General features: G+C 69.1%; 12 protein-coding genes and 2 pseudogenes. 7 read left to right on the forward strand and 7 right to left on the reverse strand.

What is annotated here, in order from left to right; translation table 11 throughout:
• The first annotated feature begins 362 nt into the window (after positions 1-362).
• The 3 genes and pseudogenes from LRS04_RS10485 to LRS04_RS27855 form a co-directional block, all read left to right on the forward strand.
• Complete coding sequence (locus tag LRS04_RS10485) at positions 363-2,213, forward strand: response regulator (RefSeq protein WP_257816313.1); 1,851 nt, start codon at positions 363-365, stop codon at positions 2,211-2,213.
• A 107-nt stretch (positions 2,214-2,320) separates the two neighbouring features.
• Positions 2,321-3,118 (forward strand): response regulator transcription factor, encoded by a 798-nt coding sequence (locus LRS04_RS10490; RefSeq protein WP_257816314.1) that lies wholly within the window; start codon positions 2,321-2,323, stop codon positions 3,116-3,118.
• Positions 3,119-3,487: 369 nt separating this feature from the next.
• Positions 3,488-3,604, forward strand: a pseudogene (locus tag LRS04_RS27855) (carboxypeptidase regulatory-like domain-containing protein); the annotation flags it as partial.
• On the opposite strand, the gene LRS04_RS10495 reads toward LRS04_RS27855, so the two are convergent.
• Entirely contained in the window at positions 3,571-3,843 is a 273-nt protein-coding gene (locus tag LRS04_RS10495; protein ID WP_257816315.1) for a hypothetical protein, read from the reverse strand. The pseudogene LRS04_RS27855 and the gene LRS04_RS10495 overlap by 34 nt on opposite strands.
• 35 nt (positions 3,844-3,878) lie before the next feature.
• On the opposite strand from LRS04_RS10495, the gene LRS04_RS10500 reads away from it, so the two are divergent.
• Together LRS04_RS10500 and LRS04_RS10505 are read left to right on the forward strand one after the other, a co-directional pair.
• Positions 3,879-6,401 (forward strand): TonB-dependent siderophore receptor, encoded by a 2,523-nt coding sequence (locus LRS04_RS10500; protein WP_257816316.1) that lies wholly within the window; start codon positions 3,879-3,881, stop codon positions 6,399-6,401.
• A gap of 94 nt (positions 6,402-6,495) precedes the next feature.
• Complete coding sequence (locus tag LRS04_RS10505) at positions 6,496-7,032, forward strand: GNAT family N-acetyltransferase (RefSeq protein ID WP_257816317.1); 537 nt, start codon at positions 6,496-6,498, stop codon at positions 7,030-7,032.
• Positions 7,033-7,100: 68 nt separating this feature from the next.
• Here the strand turns inward: LRS04_RS10505 and LRS04_RS10510 are convergent, their stop codons facing one another.
• Positions 7,101-9,758 (reverse strand): TonB-dependent siderophore receptor, encoded by a 2,658-nt coding sequence (locus LRS04_RS10510; RefSeq protein ID WP_257816318.1) that lies wholly within the window; start codon positions 9,756-9,758, stop codon positions 7,101-7,103.
• A 589-nt stretch (positions 9,759-10,347) separates the two neighbouring features.
• On the opposite strand from LRS04_RS10510, the gene LRS04_RS10515 reads away from it, so the two are divergent.
• Positions 10,348-10,824, forward strand: a complete 477-nt coding sequence (locus LRS04_RS10515; RefSeq protein WP_257816319.1) for a RidA family protein — start codon at positions 10,348-10,350, stop codon at positions 10,822-10,824.
• A 45-nt stretch (positions 10,825-10,869) separates the two neighbouring features.
• Here the strand turns inward: LRS04_RS10515 and LRS04_RS10520 are convergent, their stop codons facing one another.
• Positions 10,870-11,178 carry a UrcA family protein gene (locus tag LRS04_RS10520; RefSeq protein WP_257816320.1) on the reverse strand — a complete coding sequence of 103 codons (309 nt, stop codon included), beginning with the start codon at positions 11,176-11,178 and terminating at the stop codon, positions 10,870-10,872.
• A gap of 174 nt (positions 11,179-11,352) precedes the next feature.
• On the opposite strand from LRS04_RS10520, the gene LRS04_RS10525 reads away from it, so the two are divergent.
• Positions 11,353-11,826 (forward strand): NUDIX domain-containing protein, encoded by a 474-nt coding sequence (locus LRS04_RS10525; RefSeq protein ID WP_257816321.1) that lies wholly within the window; start codon positions 11,353-11,355, stop codon positions 11,824-11,826.
• Here LRS04_RS10525 and LRS04_RS10530 read toward each other — a convergent pair.
• The 4 genes and pseudogenes from LRS04_RS10530 to LRS04_RS10545 form a co-directional block, all read right to left on the reverse strand.
• On the reverse strand, positions 11,724-12,239 hold the full coding sequence (locus tag LRS04_RS10530; protein ID WP_257816322.1) for a hypothetical protein: 516 nt from the start codon (positions 12,237-12,239) through the stop codon (positions 11,724-11,726). The genes LRS04_RS10525 and LRS04_RS10530 overlap by 103 nt on opposite strands.
• Before the next feature lie 213 nt (positions 12,240-12,452).
• Positions 12,453-14,583: pseudogene (locus LRS04_RS10535) on the reverse strand (M13 family metallopeptidase).
• A 105-nt stretch (positions 14,584-14,688) separates the two neighbouring features.
• On the reverse strand, positions 14,689-15,312 hold the full coding sequence (locus LRS04_RS10540) for a Crp/Fnr family transcriptional regulator (protein ID WP_257816323.1): 624 nt from the start codon (positions 15,310-15,312) through the stop codon (positions 14,689-14,691).
• Between the two features lie 416 nt (positions 15,313-15,728).
• Complete coding sequence (locus LRS04_RS10545) at positions 15,729-16,028, reverse strand: hypothetical protein (RefSeq protein WP_257816324.1); 300 nt, start codon at positions 16,026-16,028, stop codon at positions 15,729-15,731.
• Positions 16,029-16,083: the final 55 nt, after the last annotated feature.

Consider the following 16,083-nt stretch of genomic DNA (forward strand, 5'->3'; position numbering starts at 1 on the left):
GTGATCCTCTTTGATGGTGCGCCCGCGCCGCCCCGACGGCGGCGCGGGCATGGCCTGAGGCGCCGCCCGACGCGGTGCTCCAGACGCAGGTTTTCGAGAGAGGCCCCCTGGCTCGTTAGCGCCCAGAGGGTTGACGGGCGGCGCGGGCCGGAATGTGGCGGCTGGCCGCCACAAAGGTGCGTCAAGTTGACCGTGCCAAGCTTGTTTACCGCACGGCCCAGCTCGTTGACTTTGCTCAGCTTTTGCGACGGACACTGTCCGTCGTGCGACGAAGGCGCAGACGCGCTAAAGCTTCGCCATGCTATCGATCGAAGGCGCGGGGGGCGCGGGGGAGGGCTGCGGTGCCGGCAACGTTGAGAACCATGCTCAACCGGCAGATCCTGCTGTTGACGATCGGTCTGTGGAGCGCCGCGTGGGGCTTCTACATGTCCCCGGCCTTCATCCTGGGCGAGAACAAGCCGAAGGTCGTGATCTTCCTGGCCGCCTGCTCGGTCTTCGGCGCGTTCCAGTCGCTGCTGATCTTCCAGTTGATCCGTGGCACCCGTCGGATCTCGATGCGGCTGAGGACCTGCATTGTCGTGGCCGCAACCCTCGCGGCGATCGCGCTGCACGCCCTGCTCGACACTCAGATCTATGAGGCCGTCTTCTCGCCGAGGCTGGTGTTCCGCGACCCCACCCACGTGAAGCAGTTCGAGTATTTCTACCTGACCAACTTCGTCATGCTCGCGCCGACCTACGGGCTCTATCTGGCCGGCGTGGCGCTCACCCTCTCGGCGCTCGCCAATGAGGACAAGGAGCGCCGGCTCGCCGCCGCCCAGGCGGCCATGCAGGAGGCGCATCTCACGACGCTCCGCCTACAGATCAACCCGCACTTCCTGTTCAATGCGCTGAACGCCGTCACCGCCCTGGTCGGCGCCGGCCGCAACGCCGAGGCCAGCCAGGTGGTGGCCCGGCTCTCCAGCTTCTTCCGCGCGACGCTGAACACCCCGCCGGGCGAGATGGTCCGACTGGAGGAGGAGTTCGACGTCATCGGCTCCTACCTCGACATCGAGGCGGCGCGGTTCGGTCCCCGGCTGGACGCCCGGATCGACTGCCCGGAGTCCGTGGCCGAGGCCCAGGTGCCGCACTTCCTGCTGCAGCCGCTGGTGGAGAACGCCATCAAGCACGGTGTCGCCCGGTCCAAGGCCACGGTGCGGCTGGAGATCGCCGCGCGAATCCGGGACGGCCGGCTGGTGGTGCGGGTCGCCGACGACGCCGGGCCGCTGGACGGCGAGGCGCCGCCGGGCGCCCGGCGTCGGTCTGCACAACGTCGAGCAGCGGCTGGCCGCGCTCTACGGCGAAGAAGCCACGTTCCGCGCCGGCCGCCAGGGCCGCCAGTTCGTGGCCGAGGTCGAGCTGCCGCTCACCGTCGGGCGGCCGGAGCGGGCGGCCGCCTGATGCGTGTCCTGGTTGTCGACGACGAGCCGCTGGCGGCGGACTGGCTGAGCCGCTGCCTGAGCGAGATCGAGGGTGTGGAGGTGGTGGGCGTCGCCGGTGACGGCGACGAGGCCCTCGACCGCATCGCCGAGACGCGGCCCGACCTCGTCCTGCTGGACATCCAGATGCCCGGCCGGACCGGTCTGCAGGTCGCCCAGGCGCTGCGCCATCGCGAGCGGCCCGAGGTGGTGTTCGTCACCGCCTTCACCGATCACGCGCTCGAGGCGTTCGAGCTGGACGCCGCCGACTACCTGCTGAAGCCGGTGCAGGTCGACCGCCTGGCCGAGGCGGTGCGCCGGGCGCGCCGGCGCCGGGAGCAAGTGAGGCCGGAGCTGGTCGCCGCCCGGCCGGCGCCGCCGGGCGCCGGCGCCTACGACGACGAACTCTGGATCCGCCATCGCGACGGTTTCGTCCGGGTCCGCACCGACCAGATCCGCCGCATCGAGGCGGCGCGGGACTACGCCCTGATCTACACCGCCACGCGCAGCTACATCCTGCGCGCCACCATGGCCGACCTGGCGCGCCGGCTCGACCCGGCCCAGATCATCCGTGTCCACCGCTCGGCCTTCGTCAGGCCCGACACCGTGGCCCGGGTCGAGCGCTCCGGCCGCAACATGATGCGGCTGATCACCGAGGACGGGGCGGTGGTCGAGGTGGGGGTCAGCTACGTCGGCCGCGTGGCCGAGGCGCTGGGGCTCTCCGGCCTGATCAGCGCGGGCGGACGTGCCGGGGACTGACGAAAGGCCGTCGCGCTGCGGGCGGACTTCGTCGCGGATCGGCTGACGGGCCACGGCCCCGACAGGCATCTGGACGGCCATAAGCTTGGCAATGAGGCCGTCCGCCGATGAAGTCCTTCGACCTTTCCCGCGCGCCGCAGCCGGTCCGCGAGCTGGCCCCCGACAGCCTGGTCGCCTGGCGCCTGGCGCCGTCGTCGGCGCGCGGCGTCGAGGGCCGCGTGCTGCTGGTCGGCGCCCAGCCGGATGACGCGGGCCGCGTGGCCTCTCTGCTGCGCGAGCATCGGTTCGAGGTGGAGCTGGCGGCCGACGTCGCCGCCGCCGAGGTCATGCTGGCCACCGACGAACCGGACCTCGTGGTGCTCGATCCGGACATGCCGGGCGAGGACGGGCTGGGGCTGTGCCGGCGCCTGGCGCTGCGCGGCGCGCCGCCGATCCTGCTGCTCACCGGCCGCTGCGAGGCGCTGGACCGGGTGATCGGCCTGGAGCTCGGCGCCGACGACGTGCTGGGCAAGGACTGCCATCCGCTGGAGCTGGTCGCCCGGGCCCGCGCCGCGGTCCGCCGCCGGGCCGTCCGGCCACGGACGGTCACCCGCGACGCCGAACCGAAGGGCCGCGCCTGGCAGGGTTTCCGCCTCGATCCCATCCGCCGCCGGCTGACCGGGCCGGACGGACGCCTGCTGCGCCTGCCGGCCGGCGAGACGCGCCTGCTGGGCGTCTTCTTCGCCCATCCCGACCGGGTGCTGAGCCGCGCCGAGCTGATGGACCTCGCCTGGCGCGGCGAGGTCGCCGGACGCACTGTCGACGTCATGGCCTGCCGCCTGCGCCGCAAGCTCGAGGCCTTCTCCGGCCGCCGGCTGCTGGTCTCCGTCCGCGGCGTCGGCTACGCGCTCGCCCCCGTCGCCTGAGGCCGTCGCAACCGCCGCCGAATTCGCCGCAGCCAAGCCCGAGTTCGTCGCAAACGATCCGCACGCTGAAGCTTCAGTGACAGGTTCGCGACAGACGCGGGACCGCGATGGCGACCCGCGCGAAGGCGACGTGCGGCGGGGGCCGCGCGGCCGCTCCCCTCGGAACCTGGAGACTCTCACGTGAACACAACGACCATCCGCGGTCGCCTGCTGGCCTCGACCCTGTTCGCCAGCGCCGCGGTCCTGGGCGTGGCCGCGACCGCCACGCTGACGCCGGGCCTCGCGCGCGCGCAGGACTACACCTCGGGCATCCTGTCCGGCCGCGTCGAGACCGACGCCGGCGCCCCAGTCGCCGGCGCGACGGTCGTCGTGCGCTCGGCGCAGGGCACGACGCGCACCGTGACCACCGACGCCTCGGGCCGCTTCCAGGTGACGGCGCTCCCGGTGGGCGCCTACACCGCCGACGTCTCGGCCCAGGACCTGCCCGGCCTGACCGGCCAGCGGATCAGCGTCGCGCCCGGCGGCTCGTCCTTCACCTTCACTCTGCAGAGCGGCACGGTGGACGAGGTGGTGGTCACCGGCACCCGCCAGACCCAGGACTTCGCCCGCACCGACATCGGCATGACCGTGGACGTCCAGGAACTGGCCCGGCAGATCCCGGTCGGCCGTTCGATCGCCAACGTCGCCCTGCTGACGCCCGGCGTGTCGCGGCCGGACGCGACCATCAACGCCAGTTCGCGCCGCAACCAGGGAGACCCTGGTGGTCGGCGGCACCTCGGCGGCCGAGAGCGTCTACTACATCAACGGCCTGAACGTGACGGACCTGCGCAACCTCTTGGGCTATGCGGACCTGCCGTTCGACGCCATCCAGTCGATCGACATCAAGACCGGCGGCTACCAGGCCGAGTTCGGCCGCGCCACCGGCGGCGTGGTCAACATGGTCACCCGCTCCGGCTCCAACGAGTGGCACGGCGGCGTGACGCTCACCTATTCGCCGGACTCGCTCCGGAACAAGATGCACGACGCCCACAGCCCGGGCGGCAGCGCGGTGTCCGGCGCCCTGGTCTACAACCAGCTCGCCAAGCTCGACACCCGCGAGGCCTCGATCTACGCGAGCGGCCCGATCCTCAAGGACCGGCTGTTCTTCTTCGGCCTCTACAATGCGCGCAGCACCGAGGAGGAGCTGGCAATGACCTCGCAGGGGGTCACCGGCAACAACCTCTACACCGGCGTCCAGACCCACTCGAAGAGCGACAGCCCGCGCTGGTTGGCCAAGTTCGACCTGAACATCACCGACCGCCAGCGCCTCGAGGCGACCCTGTTCTCGGACAAGTCCGAGACCGAGCAGCGCTTCTTCAACCGCGACGTCCGCACCGGCATCACCGGCGAGGGGCTGGGCTACGTGGAGAACGCCGGGGGCTTCAACCAGATCTACAAGTACACCGGGGCCTTCACCGACTGGTTCACCCTCTCCGCCCTCTACGGCGACCAGCGCTCCGACCAGCAGGACGAGGGCGATCTGGTCGACATCCCCCGCGCCCGCGACCTGCGCAGCGGCACGACCGTCTTCCTGACCCGGGCCAACACCGCCGGTTCGCTGCAGCCGGTGGGCGAGGACACGCGCAAGACCTACCGGGTCGACGCGGACTTCTACGCCAACCTGTTCGGCCGCCACCACGTCCGCATCGGCTTCGACCGGGAGGACCTGAACTCCACCGACCTGCACCTCTACAACGGCGGCTACTACGTCGACGTGGTGCACGGCAGCCCGGACGGCGTGATGGCCGAGCGGGACTACGCCTCGAAGGTGGTGTTCGGCTCCGGCGGCGAATACGACGCCGAGCAGACGGCGATGTACGTCCAGGACAGCTGGGACGTCACCGACACCCTGACCGTCCAGGCCGGCCTGCGCCTCGACAAGTACGACTACAAGAACCGCGACGGCGACAGCTACATCAAGCTCGACAACCAGCTCGCTCCGCGCCTCGGCTTCACCTGGGACCCGAGCGGCGAGGGCCGCGACAAGGTCTACGGCTCCTTCGGCCGCTACTACCTGCCGATCGCCACCAACACCTCGATCCGCGCGGTGTCCGGCGAGGACTACCACCAGGAGTTCCGGGCGCTGACCTTCAACGCCGACGGAACGCTGCGCCGCGACGCCAACGGGGTGCCAATCCTCGGCGACCGGATCATCCCCGACGCGATCTTCGCCCGACCGGTGGCCCCGAACCCGGGCGAGGTGACCGCCACCAACATCAAGCCGATGTTCGAGGACGAGTTCATCCTGGGCTACGAGCACCAGTTCGAGGGCTCGATGTTCGACGGCTGGCGCGGCGGGGTGCGCTATGTGAACCGGAACCTCAAGTCGACGATCGAGGACACCGACCTCGGCCGCGGCGGGGTCATCGACCGCTACTGCGCCCGCACCAATGCCGCCGGCTGCAACGTCATCACCTACGACGCCGACGGCAACGCCTACACGGCCAACGACCGCTTCACCGGCGCCTATATCCTGCTCAATCCGGGCAGCGAGGCGAAGATGATGCTGGACCTGGCGGCCGGTCCGGGCGGGGCGAACCTGCAGGCGGTCAACCTCTCGGAAGAGGACCTGCGCCTGGAGAAGGCCAAGCGGAAGTACCAGGCGCTGGAGTTCACCTTCGAGCGGCCGTTCGACGGCACCTGGGCGCTGCAAGGCTCCTATGTGCTGGCCAAGTCGAAGGGCAACTACGAGGGCGCGGTGAAGTCGGATGTCGGCCAGACCGACACCTCCATCACCCAGGACTTCGACGCCTGGTTCCAGCAGGAAGGCTCCTACGGCTACCTGCCGAACGATCACCGGCACACCTTCAAGCTGTTCGGCTTCTACCAGGTGACCGAGCAGCTCCGGGTGGGCGCGAACTTCTACGCCCAGTCGGGGCGGCCCTACGGCTGCATGGCCTATCATCCGCAGGACGCCTCGCCGGGCGCGACGCCCTCGGCCTGGTACTGCCTGCAGCAGAACGGCACGCGGGTGCTGACGCCCCGCGGCTCGCTCGGCCGGACGGAGTGGGTCACCAACACCGACCTGAACATCAGCTACGACATCCTGCGGCCGGAGAACGACTACGGCGCGGTCACCGCGGCGATCGACGTCTTCAACCTGTTCAACGAGCGCGCGGTCACCCGCGTGGTCGAGCAGAGCGAGACGACCAACCGGGTGGGCCGCTGGGTCCCGACGGTCGGCAAGAACCGCAGCTACCAGGCGCCGCGCAGCGTGCGGTTCTCCCTCCGCTACGCCTTCTGATCCCGGAGCCCCAATAGGGATCAGAATGTCGGGCCGCCCTCTCCCCGGGGCGGCCCGTCTTGTTTCCCGGCGGCTGGCGTTCCCTACTGGGATCATGAGCGAACCCCACGTCCTGCGTCTCGCCACCGCCGCCGACCAGCCCGCGCTGCGGGTGCTGATGGACCGGTCGATCCGCGCCCTCCTGGAGCCGTTCCTGACGCCGGCCGAACTCGAAGCCTCCTTCGAGATCATGGGCCTCGACACCCAGCTGGTCGCCGACGGGACCTACTATGTGATCGCGGCCGAGGGCCGCCTCGCCGCCAGCGGCGGCTGGAGCCGGCGGGCGACGCTGTTCGGCGGCGACCATTCCGCCGGCCGTGACGCCGCCCTGCTCGATCCGGCCCGCGAGCCGGCCCGGGTGCGCGCCATGTACACCGATCCCGACTTCGCCCGCCGGGGCCTGGGCCGCCGGATCCTCGAGGCCTGCGAGGCGGCCGCGCGGGCGGAGGGCTTCCGCTCGGTCGAGCTCGCCGCGACCATGGGCGGCGTGCCGCTCTACAGGGCCTGCGGGTTCACGGAGGTGGAGCCCTTCCACGCCGAGACCTCCGGCGGCGTTCGGGTGCCGCTGGTACGGATGGCCAAGCCCCTGTGAAAGAGAAGCGGGCGGACCTTTCGGTCCGCCCGCCGCGGCTCAGCCGCTGACCGCCAAGGGGTGGCCGGTCAGAAGGTGACGCCGATCCGCGCGTAGTAGAAGCCGCCCTGCCAGTCGACGATCATGTCGGAGCGGTAGATCCGCCCGTTGGTCGCGCTCTCGCCGATCAGGTCGCGGGTCGGATAGTTGTCGAACAGGTTGCGGACGCCCAGCGACAGCTTGGTGCTCTCGGTGACCTCCCAGCTCCCTTCCACGTCGATGAAGATCTCCGGGTCCCACTTCTGGATCATGTTGTTGGAGGCGCTGAACATGTTCTTGTAGGGGCCGTAGATCGAGGCCCGCGCCACGGCGCTGAACAGCCCGGCGGTGTGCACGGCCGTGATCACGCTGCGCCAGCGCGGATCGTAGTGCTTGAAGTCGTACACGTACTCGCCGTCGAAGAAGGTCCGAGTCACGCCCGAGGGGTCGACGATGGTCTTCACCTTCTTGACCACCGGCATGTTGTAGTTGAGCGAGGCGGTGACGTTGGTGGCCTGGCCGTTGTCCCAGTTGTGGGCGTAGGTGGCGACCACATCGACGCCCTGGACCTCGGCGTCGAAGGCGTTCTGGAAGAAGTTCACTTGGCCGATGGTGTCGGCGCCCGGCACGTTGGCGGCGATCAGGGCCGCCTGCAGGGCCGGCGTCACGGTGATCGGGGTCACCGCGTAAAACATGTCGTCGATCTGGATGAAGTAGGCGTCGGCCGAGATCGACAGGCCCGGCAGCGGCGTCGCGGTCACGCCCAGCGAGAAGTTGAGCGAGGTCTCCGGCTCCAGCTCCTCGGCGCCCAGGAACTGGGCGACCGGGTTGGTGGCCGGGAAAAGGCCCTGGGCCACTGGCTGGCCGTTGTTCACCACGGTGGAGACGATGGTGGTGAAGTTCTGGCCTGTGGTCGGCGCCCGGAAGCCGGTGCCAACCGAGCCGCGGACCGCGAAGATGTCGTTGATCTCGAAGCGGCCGGCGACCTTGTAATCCAGCGTCGAGCCGAAGTCCGAGAAGTCCTCGACGCGGAGCGCGCCCTGGACGAACAGCCGGTCGGTCAGGTCGGTGGAGACGTCGAGGTAGGCGGCCTTGGAGTTGCGGGTCAGCCGGCCCGCGTACTGCGGGCCGATGCCCGGCGCGCCGTTCGAGCCGACGCCGAGGACCGCATAGACCGGGTTGGTGAAGGTCCGGCCGTCGATCACCTGGGTCGCCGAGTTGCAGACGATGCCCTGGTTCTGCGGCGCGGTCGGCCGCAGGGTGCGCAGGGCGATGTTCGTCTCGTTGGTGCAGAAGTCGTAGGGGTCCTGCACCGCATAGGGGCCGGCGATGTAGGCGTTCACGTCGCCCTCGCGGATCTCGTAGCCTTCCTTGCGGTATTCCGCGCCGAAGGCGACGGCGATCGGCTCCGGCGTGAAGCCGCCCAGCTCGTAGACGAAGTCGGCGTTGAGCGCCCATTCGTCGGAGATCAGGTCGCCCTGGTGGAACTCGGTGGGGCTCTTCTCGCCGAGCGAGAAGTTGACCGTCTCGTCCAGGTCGTAGCGCAGCTTGTCGTAGCCGTAGCGGGCCGACAGGTCGTAGCCGAGCGGGCCGGCCTCGCCGCGGTAGCCGCCGATCAGCGAGTAGTCGGTGATGGTCCCGAAGTACTCTGGCGTGAAGCCCAGCGGGAAGATCTGGTTGGCCCGGAAGAGCTGGCCATTCGACATCCGGACGTAGTCGTCGAGGTTGTTGGTCGAGGCACCGACGTCCACCGGGTTCCGGTAGTTGAAGTCCTCCTTCATGTGGCTGCGGCCGAAGTTGCCGAAGGCGTAGAGCTCGCCGACGCCGAGCTCCATGCCTGCGTTGAAGAACGCCCGGAACGCCTCGGCTTCCGGCTGGCCCCACTTCTGCGGGATGCGCTGGTAGAGCCCGGCGTAGTTGACCTGCTGGGCGTAGGCGGCGGTGTAGGCCGTGCCGGGGCCCGTGGTCTCTGACGGGAACAGCGGGATGCAGAAGCCCGCCGACTGGTTCGGGATGTTGCGGTTGCAGAACGTCTGGGCCCGCGAGCTCGGCTGCTCGGTGACATATTCGAACGAGCCGTGGATGAAGCCGTTGTTCGGCAGCGGCAGGCCGATGTCGCCGTTGAAGATGATCGAGTCGCCGTCCTTCTCGTAGTACTGGCCGGCCTGGACCTGCAGCGAGCCCCCGCTCGGGCTGTCCTTGAGGATGAAGTTGATGACGCCGGCGATGGCGTCGGAGCCGTACTGGGCGCCGGCCCCGTCGCGCAGCACTTCCACGGACTTCAGGGCTGAGGCCGGGATCTGGGCGGCGTCCTGGGCCTGCACGCCCGAGCCGCCGGTGACCACCAGGGCCGAGCGGTGGCGGCGCTTGGAGTTCACCAGCAGAAGCGTCTTGTCCGACGGCAGGCCGCGCAGCGAGGCCGGGCGGATGAAGGTCGCGCCATCCGAGATCGGCTGGCGGGTGAGGGTGTAGGAGGGGACCAGCGTCTTCAGCAGGTCCTGGGTGTCGGTCACCGAGATCGAGTCGATGTCTTCCTGGCTGAAGCTGTCCACCGGCACCGGCGATCTGATCGCCGTGCGCGGCGCGGCGCGCGAGCCCGTGACGATCACCTCGTCGATCGCGGCCTGTGACCATGCGGATGTGGCGGTCGCCGCCGCCAGGGCCGATACGCCCGCGAGCCAGAGCCTGCGGCATGTCTTGGTCTGCATGAGATTACCCCCGTTTTCTTGTCTGCAGAGATTTGTCGCTGTTCTTGGGCGCGGGCGTTCAGACGTCCGCCGGACGAGCCTGAGGCTCGGTATCCAGCCGCGAGATCCAGATCTCAGGCCAAGTCGAAACGTCCATTCGCCACGCGCCTCAGTAGAGAGAGCGCCCCGGCCCGGTTCGTTTCCTGTCCCCACAGCAAACGATGCGCGCAGGTCTTGATCGGGCCGCTTCAAGGCCCGCCCACGTCGTCGTGTTGCGACGTCAGGACCGGACGGATCGGATACCGAGTCAATGAAATAAGATGACGCCGTACCGCCGTGCTTTGTTTGGCGTCACAGTGCGCGTCGATGATTGGTTTTTATTCAAATGTCCCGAATTTGACGTGAGGGTCCAAATCAAAACGACCTGCGATCACGTTGTGCACCGGCGTCGAAATGTTCAGCGATTGGGCGCGGCGTGCACAAGGATTGGCCGCCAAGGATCGTTTCGGCCCGCGCCAACGGGGGCTTGATCGCCGAGCGCCGTGGTCGGACGGTAGCGGTTGGACCCCGGCCGCAGCGCGGCCTTCGCCCGATCCTGACGGAGACCCCGATGAAGACGCCCGCTCTCGCCGCTGCCCTGACCCTTGGCCTGCTCGCCGCCGGCGCCGCCCAGGCCCAGAACCTGCACGTGAATCCGCAGAACGGCTTCATCTCCCAGGCGGTGAAGGTGCCGGCCGGGTCGGAGATGCTCTACGTCAGCGGCATCACGCCGGACGTCGTCCCCGGCGCGCCGGCGGCCACGCCGTTCGGCGACACCAAGACCCAGACCCTGAGCGTGCTGAACAAGATCGGGGCGATCTTGAAGGCTCAGGGCTACGGGTTCGAGGATGTGGTGATGATGCGCGTCGTGCTGGTCGGCGACCCCGCCAAGGGCGGCGGCATGGACTTCGCCGGCATGATGGAAGGCTACAACACCGTCTTCGGTCCGCTGAAGAACAAGCCGGCGCGGATCACCTCGCAGGTGGCGGCGCTCGTTCGCCCGGGCATGTACGCCGAGATCGAGGTGCAGGCGGCGAAGAAGCCCTGAGCGACGGCGGCGGGACCGGCCAGACCGGTCCCGCCCCGTTCCGGATCAACGGGCGGCGTAGGTGCGGCCGCGCTCGCGGTAGAGGTCGCTCACCGTAGGGCTGTTCACCGCTGCGACGCCGGCGTCCATGGCCTGGGCGTAGCAGTCCGAAGCACGGGCCGCGCGCCGGGTCTCGGTGACGCTGTTGACCGACGCGCCGCAGACTTCGAGCGCGGCCTGATCGAGGCGGCGCAGCACGCGTTGCGCGTCGGCGGGGCGGGAGAGGGTGAGGTCGGCGGTCGCCACGGACCGCTCGGCGGCCACGGCCGGCGCGGCCATCGTGAGCGCGAGGGCGGCGATCATCAGGGATTTCATGGCGATCCTCCGTGTGGACTTGTTTGCCTGAAGGATAGGCGCTTCGGCTCCACATCGCCATGTTTGCAGGCATCTTAGTCGCCCGCGTACAAAAACCGCCGGCGATCGTCTGGACCGCTATCCTGTTCTGAGAATGATCTCCGCCCCCCTCATGTCGTCCCGTCGGGAGGTCCCGTGCCGGAGGTGAGCGCTGGAATCCTCGCCTGGCGGCGGACCGCGTCGGGCCCGGAGGTGCTGCTCGTCCACCCGGGCGGACCCTGGTGGCGGGGCAAGGACGCCGCCGCCTGGTCGATCCCCAAGGGCCTGGTGGAGCCGGGCGAGGACCTTCTGGCCGCCGCGCTGCGCGAGACCGCCGAGGAACTCGGCCGCCCCCTCGACCCCGTCGCCGCGCCGGAGCCGCTGGCGCCGGTGCGCACGCCGGGCGGCAAGCGCATCTGCGCCTTCCTTGTGGAGGCGGACTTCGATCCGACCGGTCTCGCCAGCAATGCGTTCGAAATGGAATGGCCCCCACGCTCAGGCCGGCGGGCCAGCTTCCCGGAGGTCGATCAGGCGGCCTGGTTCGGTCCCGACGCGGCGCGCGTCAGGATCCATCGCGGGCAGCTGGCGCTGCTTGAGGACGGTCTGCGGCGTCTTCCGCCGCCTGGGTGACGCTGGCCGACTGCGCGGGCGAGCCCACCGGGCGGAAGTTGCGCTCGCGCGTAGCAACCACCTGGGTCCGCGGCGCGGCCCTCCTTGGGCCGGCTGTCGGCGGCGGCGGTGTACTGCACCTGGAACAGGGAGCAGGCGGCGGGATAGCCCTCGACCACGGTCGAGCTGATCAGGTTGCGGTAGCCCACCTCGCTGCGAAGCTCGCAGTAGTAGGTGGAGCCGTTCAGGGTCACGCCGCGCCGCCACACATAGTGCGGCCGTCCAGCCAGCACGATCTTGTCGTCCCAGCGGCCGAACAGGTTGAGCGCGGTGTCCAGTTCGCGGCCGTTCAGGGCCGTCGGGGCGTCGACCGTCGAGGTCGTGGCGCAGCCCGCCAGAAGAAGCGTCAGAGACAGAAGTGCTGCGACCCGCATCGACCTGCAACCCGCTTGTCGGGAATCCGACGGACATCCGCCGGCCAGAACTCCCTAAAGGCGATTTGGTTCAGCGGACTCGTGTCGCAGGCGCGCAGCGACGCTGCGCCGTACCATTATGATTGCGGGGTGGTCGCCCGGCGCGCGTTAAGGTTGGATTCACGGCATCTCTCCGGCCCGCCGCGGGGCGGACCGGAGAGCGCCGTTATCCGATTACCAGATCCGGACGCGCTGTTCCGGTTCGACGTAGAGCTTGTCGCCCGGCTTCACGTCCCAGGCCGTGTACCAGCCGGGGATGTTCCGGATGGTGCCGTTCACCCGATAGTAGGCCGGCGAGTGCGGGCCGGTGACGACCTGCTGGCGCAGCGCCTCGTCGCGGTACTTTTCACGCCACACCTGCGCCCAGCCCAGGAAGACCCGCTGGTCGCCGGTCAGCCCGTCGATCACCGGCGCCCGCGCCGCCCTTCAGCGAGGCGTGGTAGGCGTCCAGCGCCACCGACAGGCCGCCCATGTCGCCGATGTTCTCGCCCATGGTCAGGCCGCCCTGCAGCTTGGCGCCCGGCAGGGGCTCGAACGCCGAGTACTGGGCGCCCAGCCGGTCGGCCTGGGCCTTGAACTTGGCGGCGTCCTCGGCGGTCCACCAGTCCCGCAACACCCCGTCGCCGTCGGACTTGCGGCCCTGGTCGTCGAAGCCGTGGCTGATCTCGTGGCCGATCACCCCGCCGATCCCGCCGTAGTTGATGGCCGGGTCGGCGTCGGGATCGAAAAACGGCGGCTGCAGGATCGCGGCCGGGAAGACGATCTCGTTGTTGGCGAAGTTGTAGTAGGCGTTGATGGTCTGCGGGGTCATGCCCCACTCCTTCTTGTCGACCGGCTGGTGCAGCCGGGCGACGTCACGCCGCCACTCGTAGGCGCCGGAGCGCAGCGCATTGCCGTAGAGGTCGTTCGCCTTCAGATCGAGCTTGGAATAGTCGCGCCATTCCTCGGGGTAGCCGATCTTCACGGTGAACTTGGCCAGCTTCTCGAGCGCCCGCGCGCGGGTCTCGGGACCCATCCACTCCAGCTTCTCGATCCTGCCACGCATGGCCACCCGGACGTTGTTCACGAGGTCGTCCATCTTGGCCTTGGCGTCAGGCGTGAAGTAGCGCGCCACATAGACCCGGCCGATGGACTCGCCGATGGTGTTGTCCATGAACTGGGCGGCCCGCTTCCAGCGCGCCTGCAGTTCCGGCTGGCCCTGCAGCTCCTTGGAGCGGAACTGGAAGTGGGCCTGCACGAAGCGGTCCGACAGATAGGGCGCGGCGCCGTCGATCACGCGCGCGGCCTGCCAGGCCTTCAGGGTCTCGAGCGGGGTCTCGGAATAGATCTTGGCGAACTTCGGGAAGGCGGTGTTGGTGGTCACCACCACGCGGTCGACCTTCGGCAGCTCCGCGCCGGTGAGGTAGCGGTTCCAGTTGAAGCCCGGGGTCATGGCCGAGAGCTCGGCCAGGGTCGCGGGGTTATAGGTCTTGTCGCGGTCGCGGCGTTCGACGCGGGTCCAGGACGCTTCGGCGAGACGGGTCTCGAACTCCACGATCGCCTTGGCGTTCTCGGCGGGCTTTTCCCAGCCGGCCATGGTCAGGAGCTGCTCGAGGTAGGCCTGGTACTTGGCCTTCTTCTCCGCGAAGCTCGGCTGCAGGTAGTAGTCCCGGTCGGGCAGGCCCAGGCCGCCGGTCGCCGCCATCACGGCGTAGCGGGTCGGCGCCTTGGCGTCGATGGAGATGTAGACGGGCAGGATCGACGCGAAGCCGGTGGTCGCCGACTTGCCCATCAGGGCGGTGAAGTCGTCCTTGGTCTTCACGCCGCGGATCTGCGCCAGTTCGGGCTGGATCGGCTTGGCGTCGAGCTTGTTGACCAGCGCCTCGTCCATGTAGGCGGCGTAGCCAGCGGCGATCTTGGCGGCGTCGGGGTCCTGCAGCTTGCCGGCCTTGGCCTCTTCGAGGATGGCGTGCAGGCGGGCGTCGGACAGCTCGCGCAGCTTGTTGAAGTTGCCCCACCGGACGCGGTCCGAGGGGATCTGGGTGGTCTCGTCCCACTTGCCGTTGGCGAACTTGAAGAAGTCGTCGCCGGGTTTCACCGACCGGTCCATGCCGGCCAGGTCGAAGCCCCAGGTCCCGTATTTCGGCGCTTCGAGGGACGTCGCCGCGCCCGAGGCCGTGGTGGTGTCAGCCGCATCGAACAGCAGTTCGGTCTGGCAGGCGGCGTCGGCGCAGGCGTGGTCGTGACCCGCGGCCAGGGCGGGGCCGGCGGACAGCGCCGCGGCCGCGGCGGCGGAAAGCAGGATATTTCGCGTAGTGGAGGTCATCGGCGTCTCTGATGCACGTGTGGACTGGCGAGCAGGTGGTTTCCTGCCTTGGTCGCGCACCAAAGTTGGAATTTCGCCCCTGGGCAAGGGGACTTTGCGACGAGACTACATGTCCGGCGGCAGGAGGCGCGCGTAGGTCCGGTTGATCGCGTCGTAGCACTCGCAGGCGTACTGCTCGAGGGCGGCGCGGTCCAGGATGTCCACGACGCCGCGGCGATAGGAGATGGCGCCCTTGTCCTGCAGCGAGCGGGCGACGGCGGTCACCGTGGTCCGCTGGACCCCCAGCATGTCGGCCAGGAACTCCTGGGTGAGCGCGACCGTGTCGGTGGAGATCCGGTCGTGGCAGGTGAGCAGCCAGCGGCAGAACCTGGCCTCCACCGAGTGGAGCGCATTGCAGGCCACCGACTGGATGGCGTGGCCGAACAGCGCCTCGGTGTGGCGGTCGACGAGCGTGCGCAGCGCCGGGCTCTTCTCCCAGGCGTCGTGCAGCGCGGCGGCGCTGATCCGCGTGGCGCGGACTGGCGTCTGGACGATGGCGCGCGACAGCGACTGGCGCGGCGCCACCGCGGCCATCAGGCCCAGCGCGCCCTCGCGGCCGATGGTGGCGCTCTCGATGGCCGCGCCGTTCTCCATCAGCGTCATCAGCGAGATCACGCCGTCCTGCGGGAAGTAGATCGTCTCGATCTCGTCGCCGGGATCATACAGCAGCCGCCCCCGCTCAAGTTCCACCTGAGCCAGGCTAGCCGCAATCGACGCGTAATCCTCGGCGGGGAGGGACGCGAGAAGTCGGTTTCTCAACGCGGTGACGGGCCTATGCATCGGGGGGACGAAACGTCGCCGTACGGCTTAGGTTTCAAGTTATCGACGCAAAAGACCTTGGACTGTCGAGAAGACGACACTAATGACGAAAGGGTGGCAAAAACTCGTCTCGATCTGGCGGGTGCTGTGGATATCTCGTGATTTCCCCGGCGGCCCGAAATGTCGGAAGTCCGACTTATCTGTATCTGCCTGCCCCTTCGGGCGGCGAATCGGGTAGCGGGCTATCTTTTGATCAGCCGATAGCGACCATACATTGTCGCGGGCCGCTCAAGGCTTGGCCGGACCTCGCGATGGCGGCAAACGCCACAAGCTTGACCAGGTTCCGCTCAGCCGAGCCAGCGTCTCGGGAACCGCCAGCCGAGCGGCTTCACCTCGCCAGGCTTGAGGCCCAGCGTCGTCATCTTCGGCGCGGGGATCCGGCGCAGCGCCTCCACGGGCTCCTGGCCGCCGACCGGGCTGGAGGACACGCGGCCCTCGCGCAGCGCCCAGTCCACGGCGGTCCACTCGGCCTTGCCCTGATCGTCATGGCCCACGGCGTAGTAGTGGAGCAGGGCCTTCGGCTCGCCCGGCAGCTCCACCATCACCCCGATCACCCAGCCGCCCGGCCCCTGGTTCGCTGCCCGCATGGACGCTCCCTAGCGCGCATGGCGCGCACGAAAAACCCCTCCGGCGGGACCGGAG

Source organism: Phenylobacterium sp. J367 (genome assembly GCF_024699985.1).
Taxonomy (GTDB): domain Bacteria; phylum Pseudomonadota; class Alphaproteobacteria; order Caulobacterales; family Caulobacteraceae; genus Phenylobacterium.

What these genes read in the sequence shown, in the direction of transcription:
- LRS04_RS10485 (WP_257816313.1), top strand. Translation starts at nt 363, where the DNA reads ATGCTCAACCGGCAGATCCTGCTGTTGACGATCGGTCTGTGGAGCGCC.
- LRS04_RS10490 (WP_257816314.1), top strand. Translation starts at nt 2,321, where the DNA reads ATGAAGTCCTTCGACCTTTCCCGCGCGCCGCAGCCGGTCCGCGAGCTG.
- LRS04_RS10495 (WP_257816315.1), bottom strand. Translation starts at nt 3,843, where the DNA reads ATGGTCGCGTCCGGCCGCGACACGCCGGGCGTCAGCAGGGCGACGTTG.
- LRS04_RS10505 (WP_257816317.1), top strand. Translation starts at nt 6,496, where the DNA reads ATGAGCGAACCCCACGTCCTGCGTCTCGCCACCGCCGCCGACCAGCCC.
- LRS04_RS10510 (WP_257816318.1), bottom strand. Translation starts at nt 9,758, where the DNA reads ATGCAGACCAAGACATGCCGCAGGCTCTGGCTCGCGGGCGTATCGGCC.
- LRS04_RS10515 (WP_257816319.1), top strand. Translation starts at nt 10,348, where the DNA reads ATGAAGACGCCCGCTCTCGCCGCTGCCCTGACCCTTGGCCTGCTCGCC.
- LRS04_RS10520 (WP_257816320.1), bottom strand. Translation starts at nt 11,178, where the DNA reads ATGAAATCCCTGATGATCGCCGCCCTCGCGCTCACGATGGCCGCGCCG.
- LRS04_RS10530 (WP_257816322.1), bottom strand. Translation starts at nt 12,239, where the DNA reads ATGCGGGTCGCAGCACTTCTGTCTCTGACGCTTCTTCTGGCGGGCTGC.
- LRS04_RS10545 (WP_257816324.1), bottom strand. Translation starts at nt 16,028, where the DNA reads ATGCGGGCAGCGAACCAGGGGCCGGGCGGCTGGGTGATCGGGGTGATG.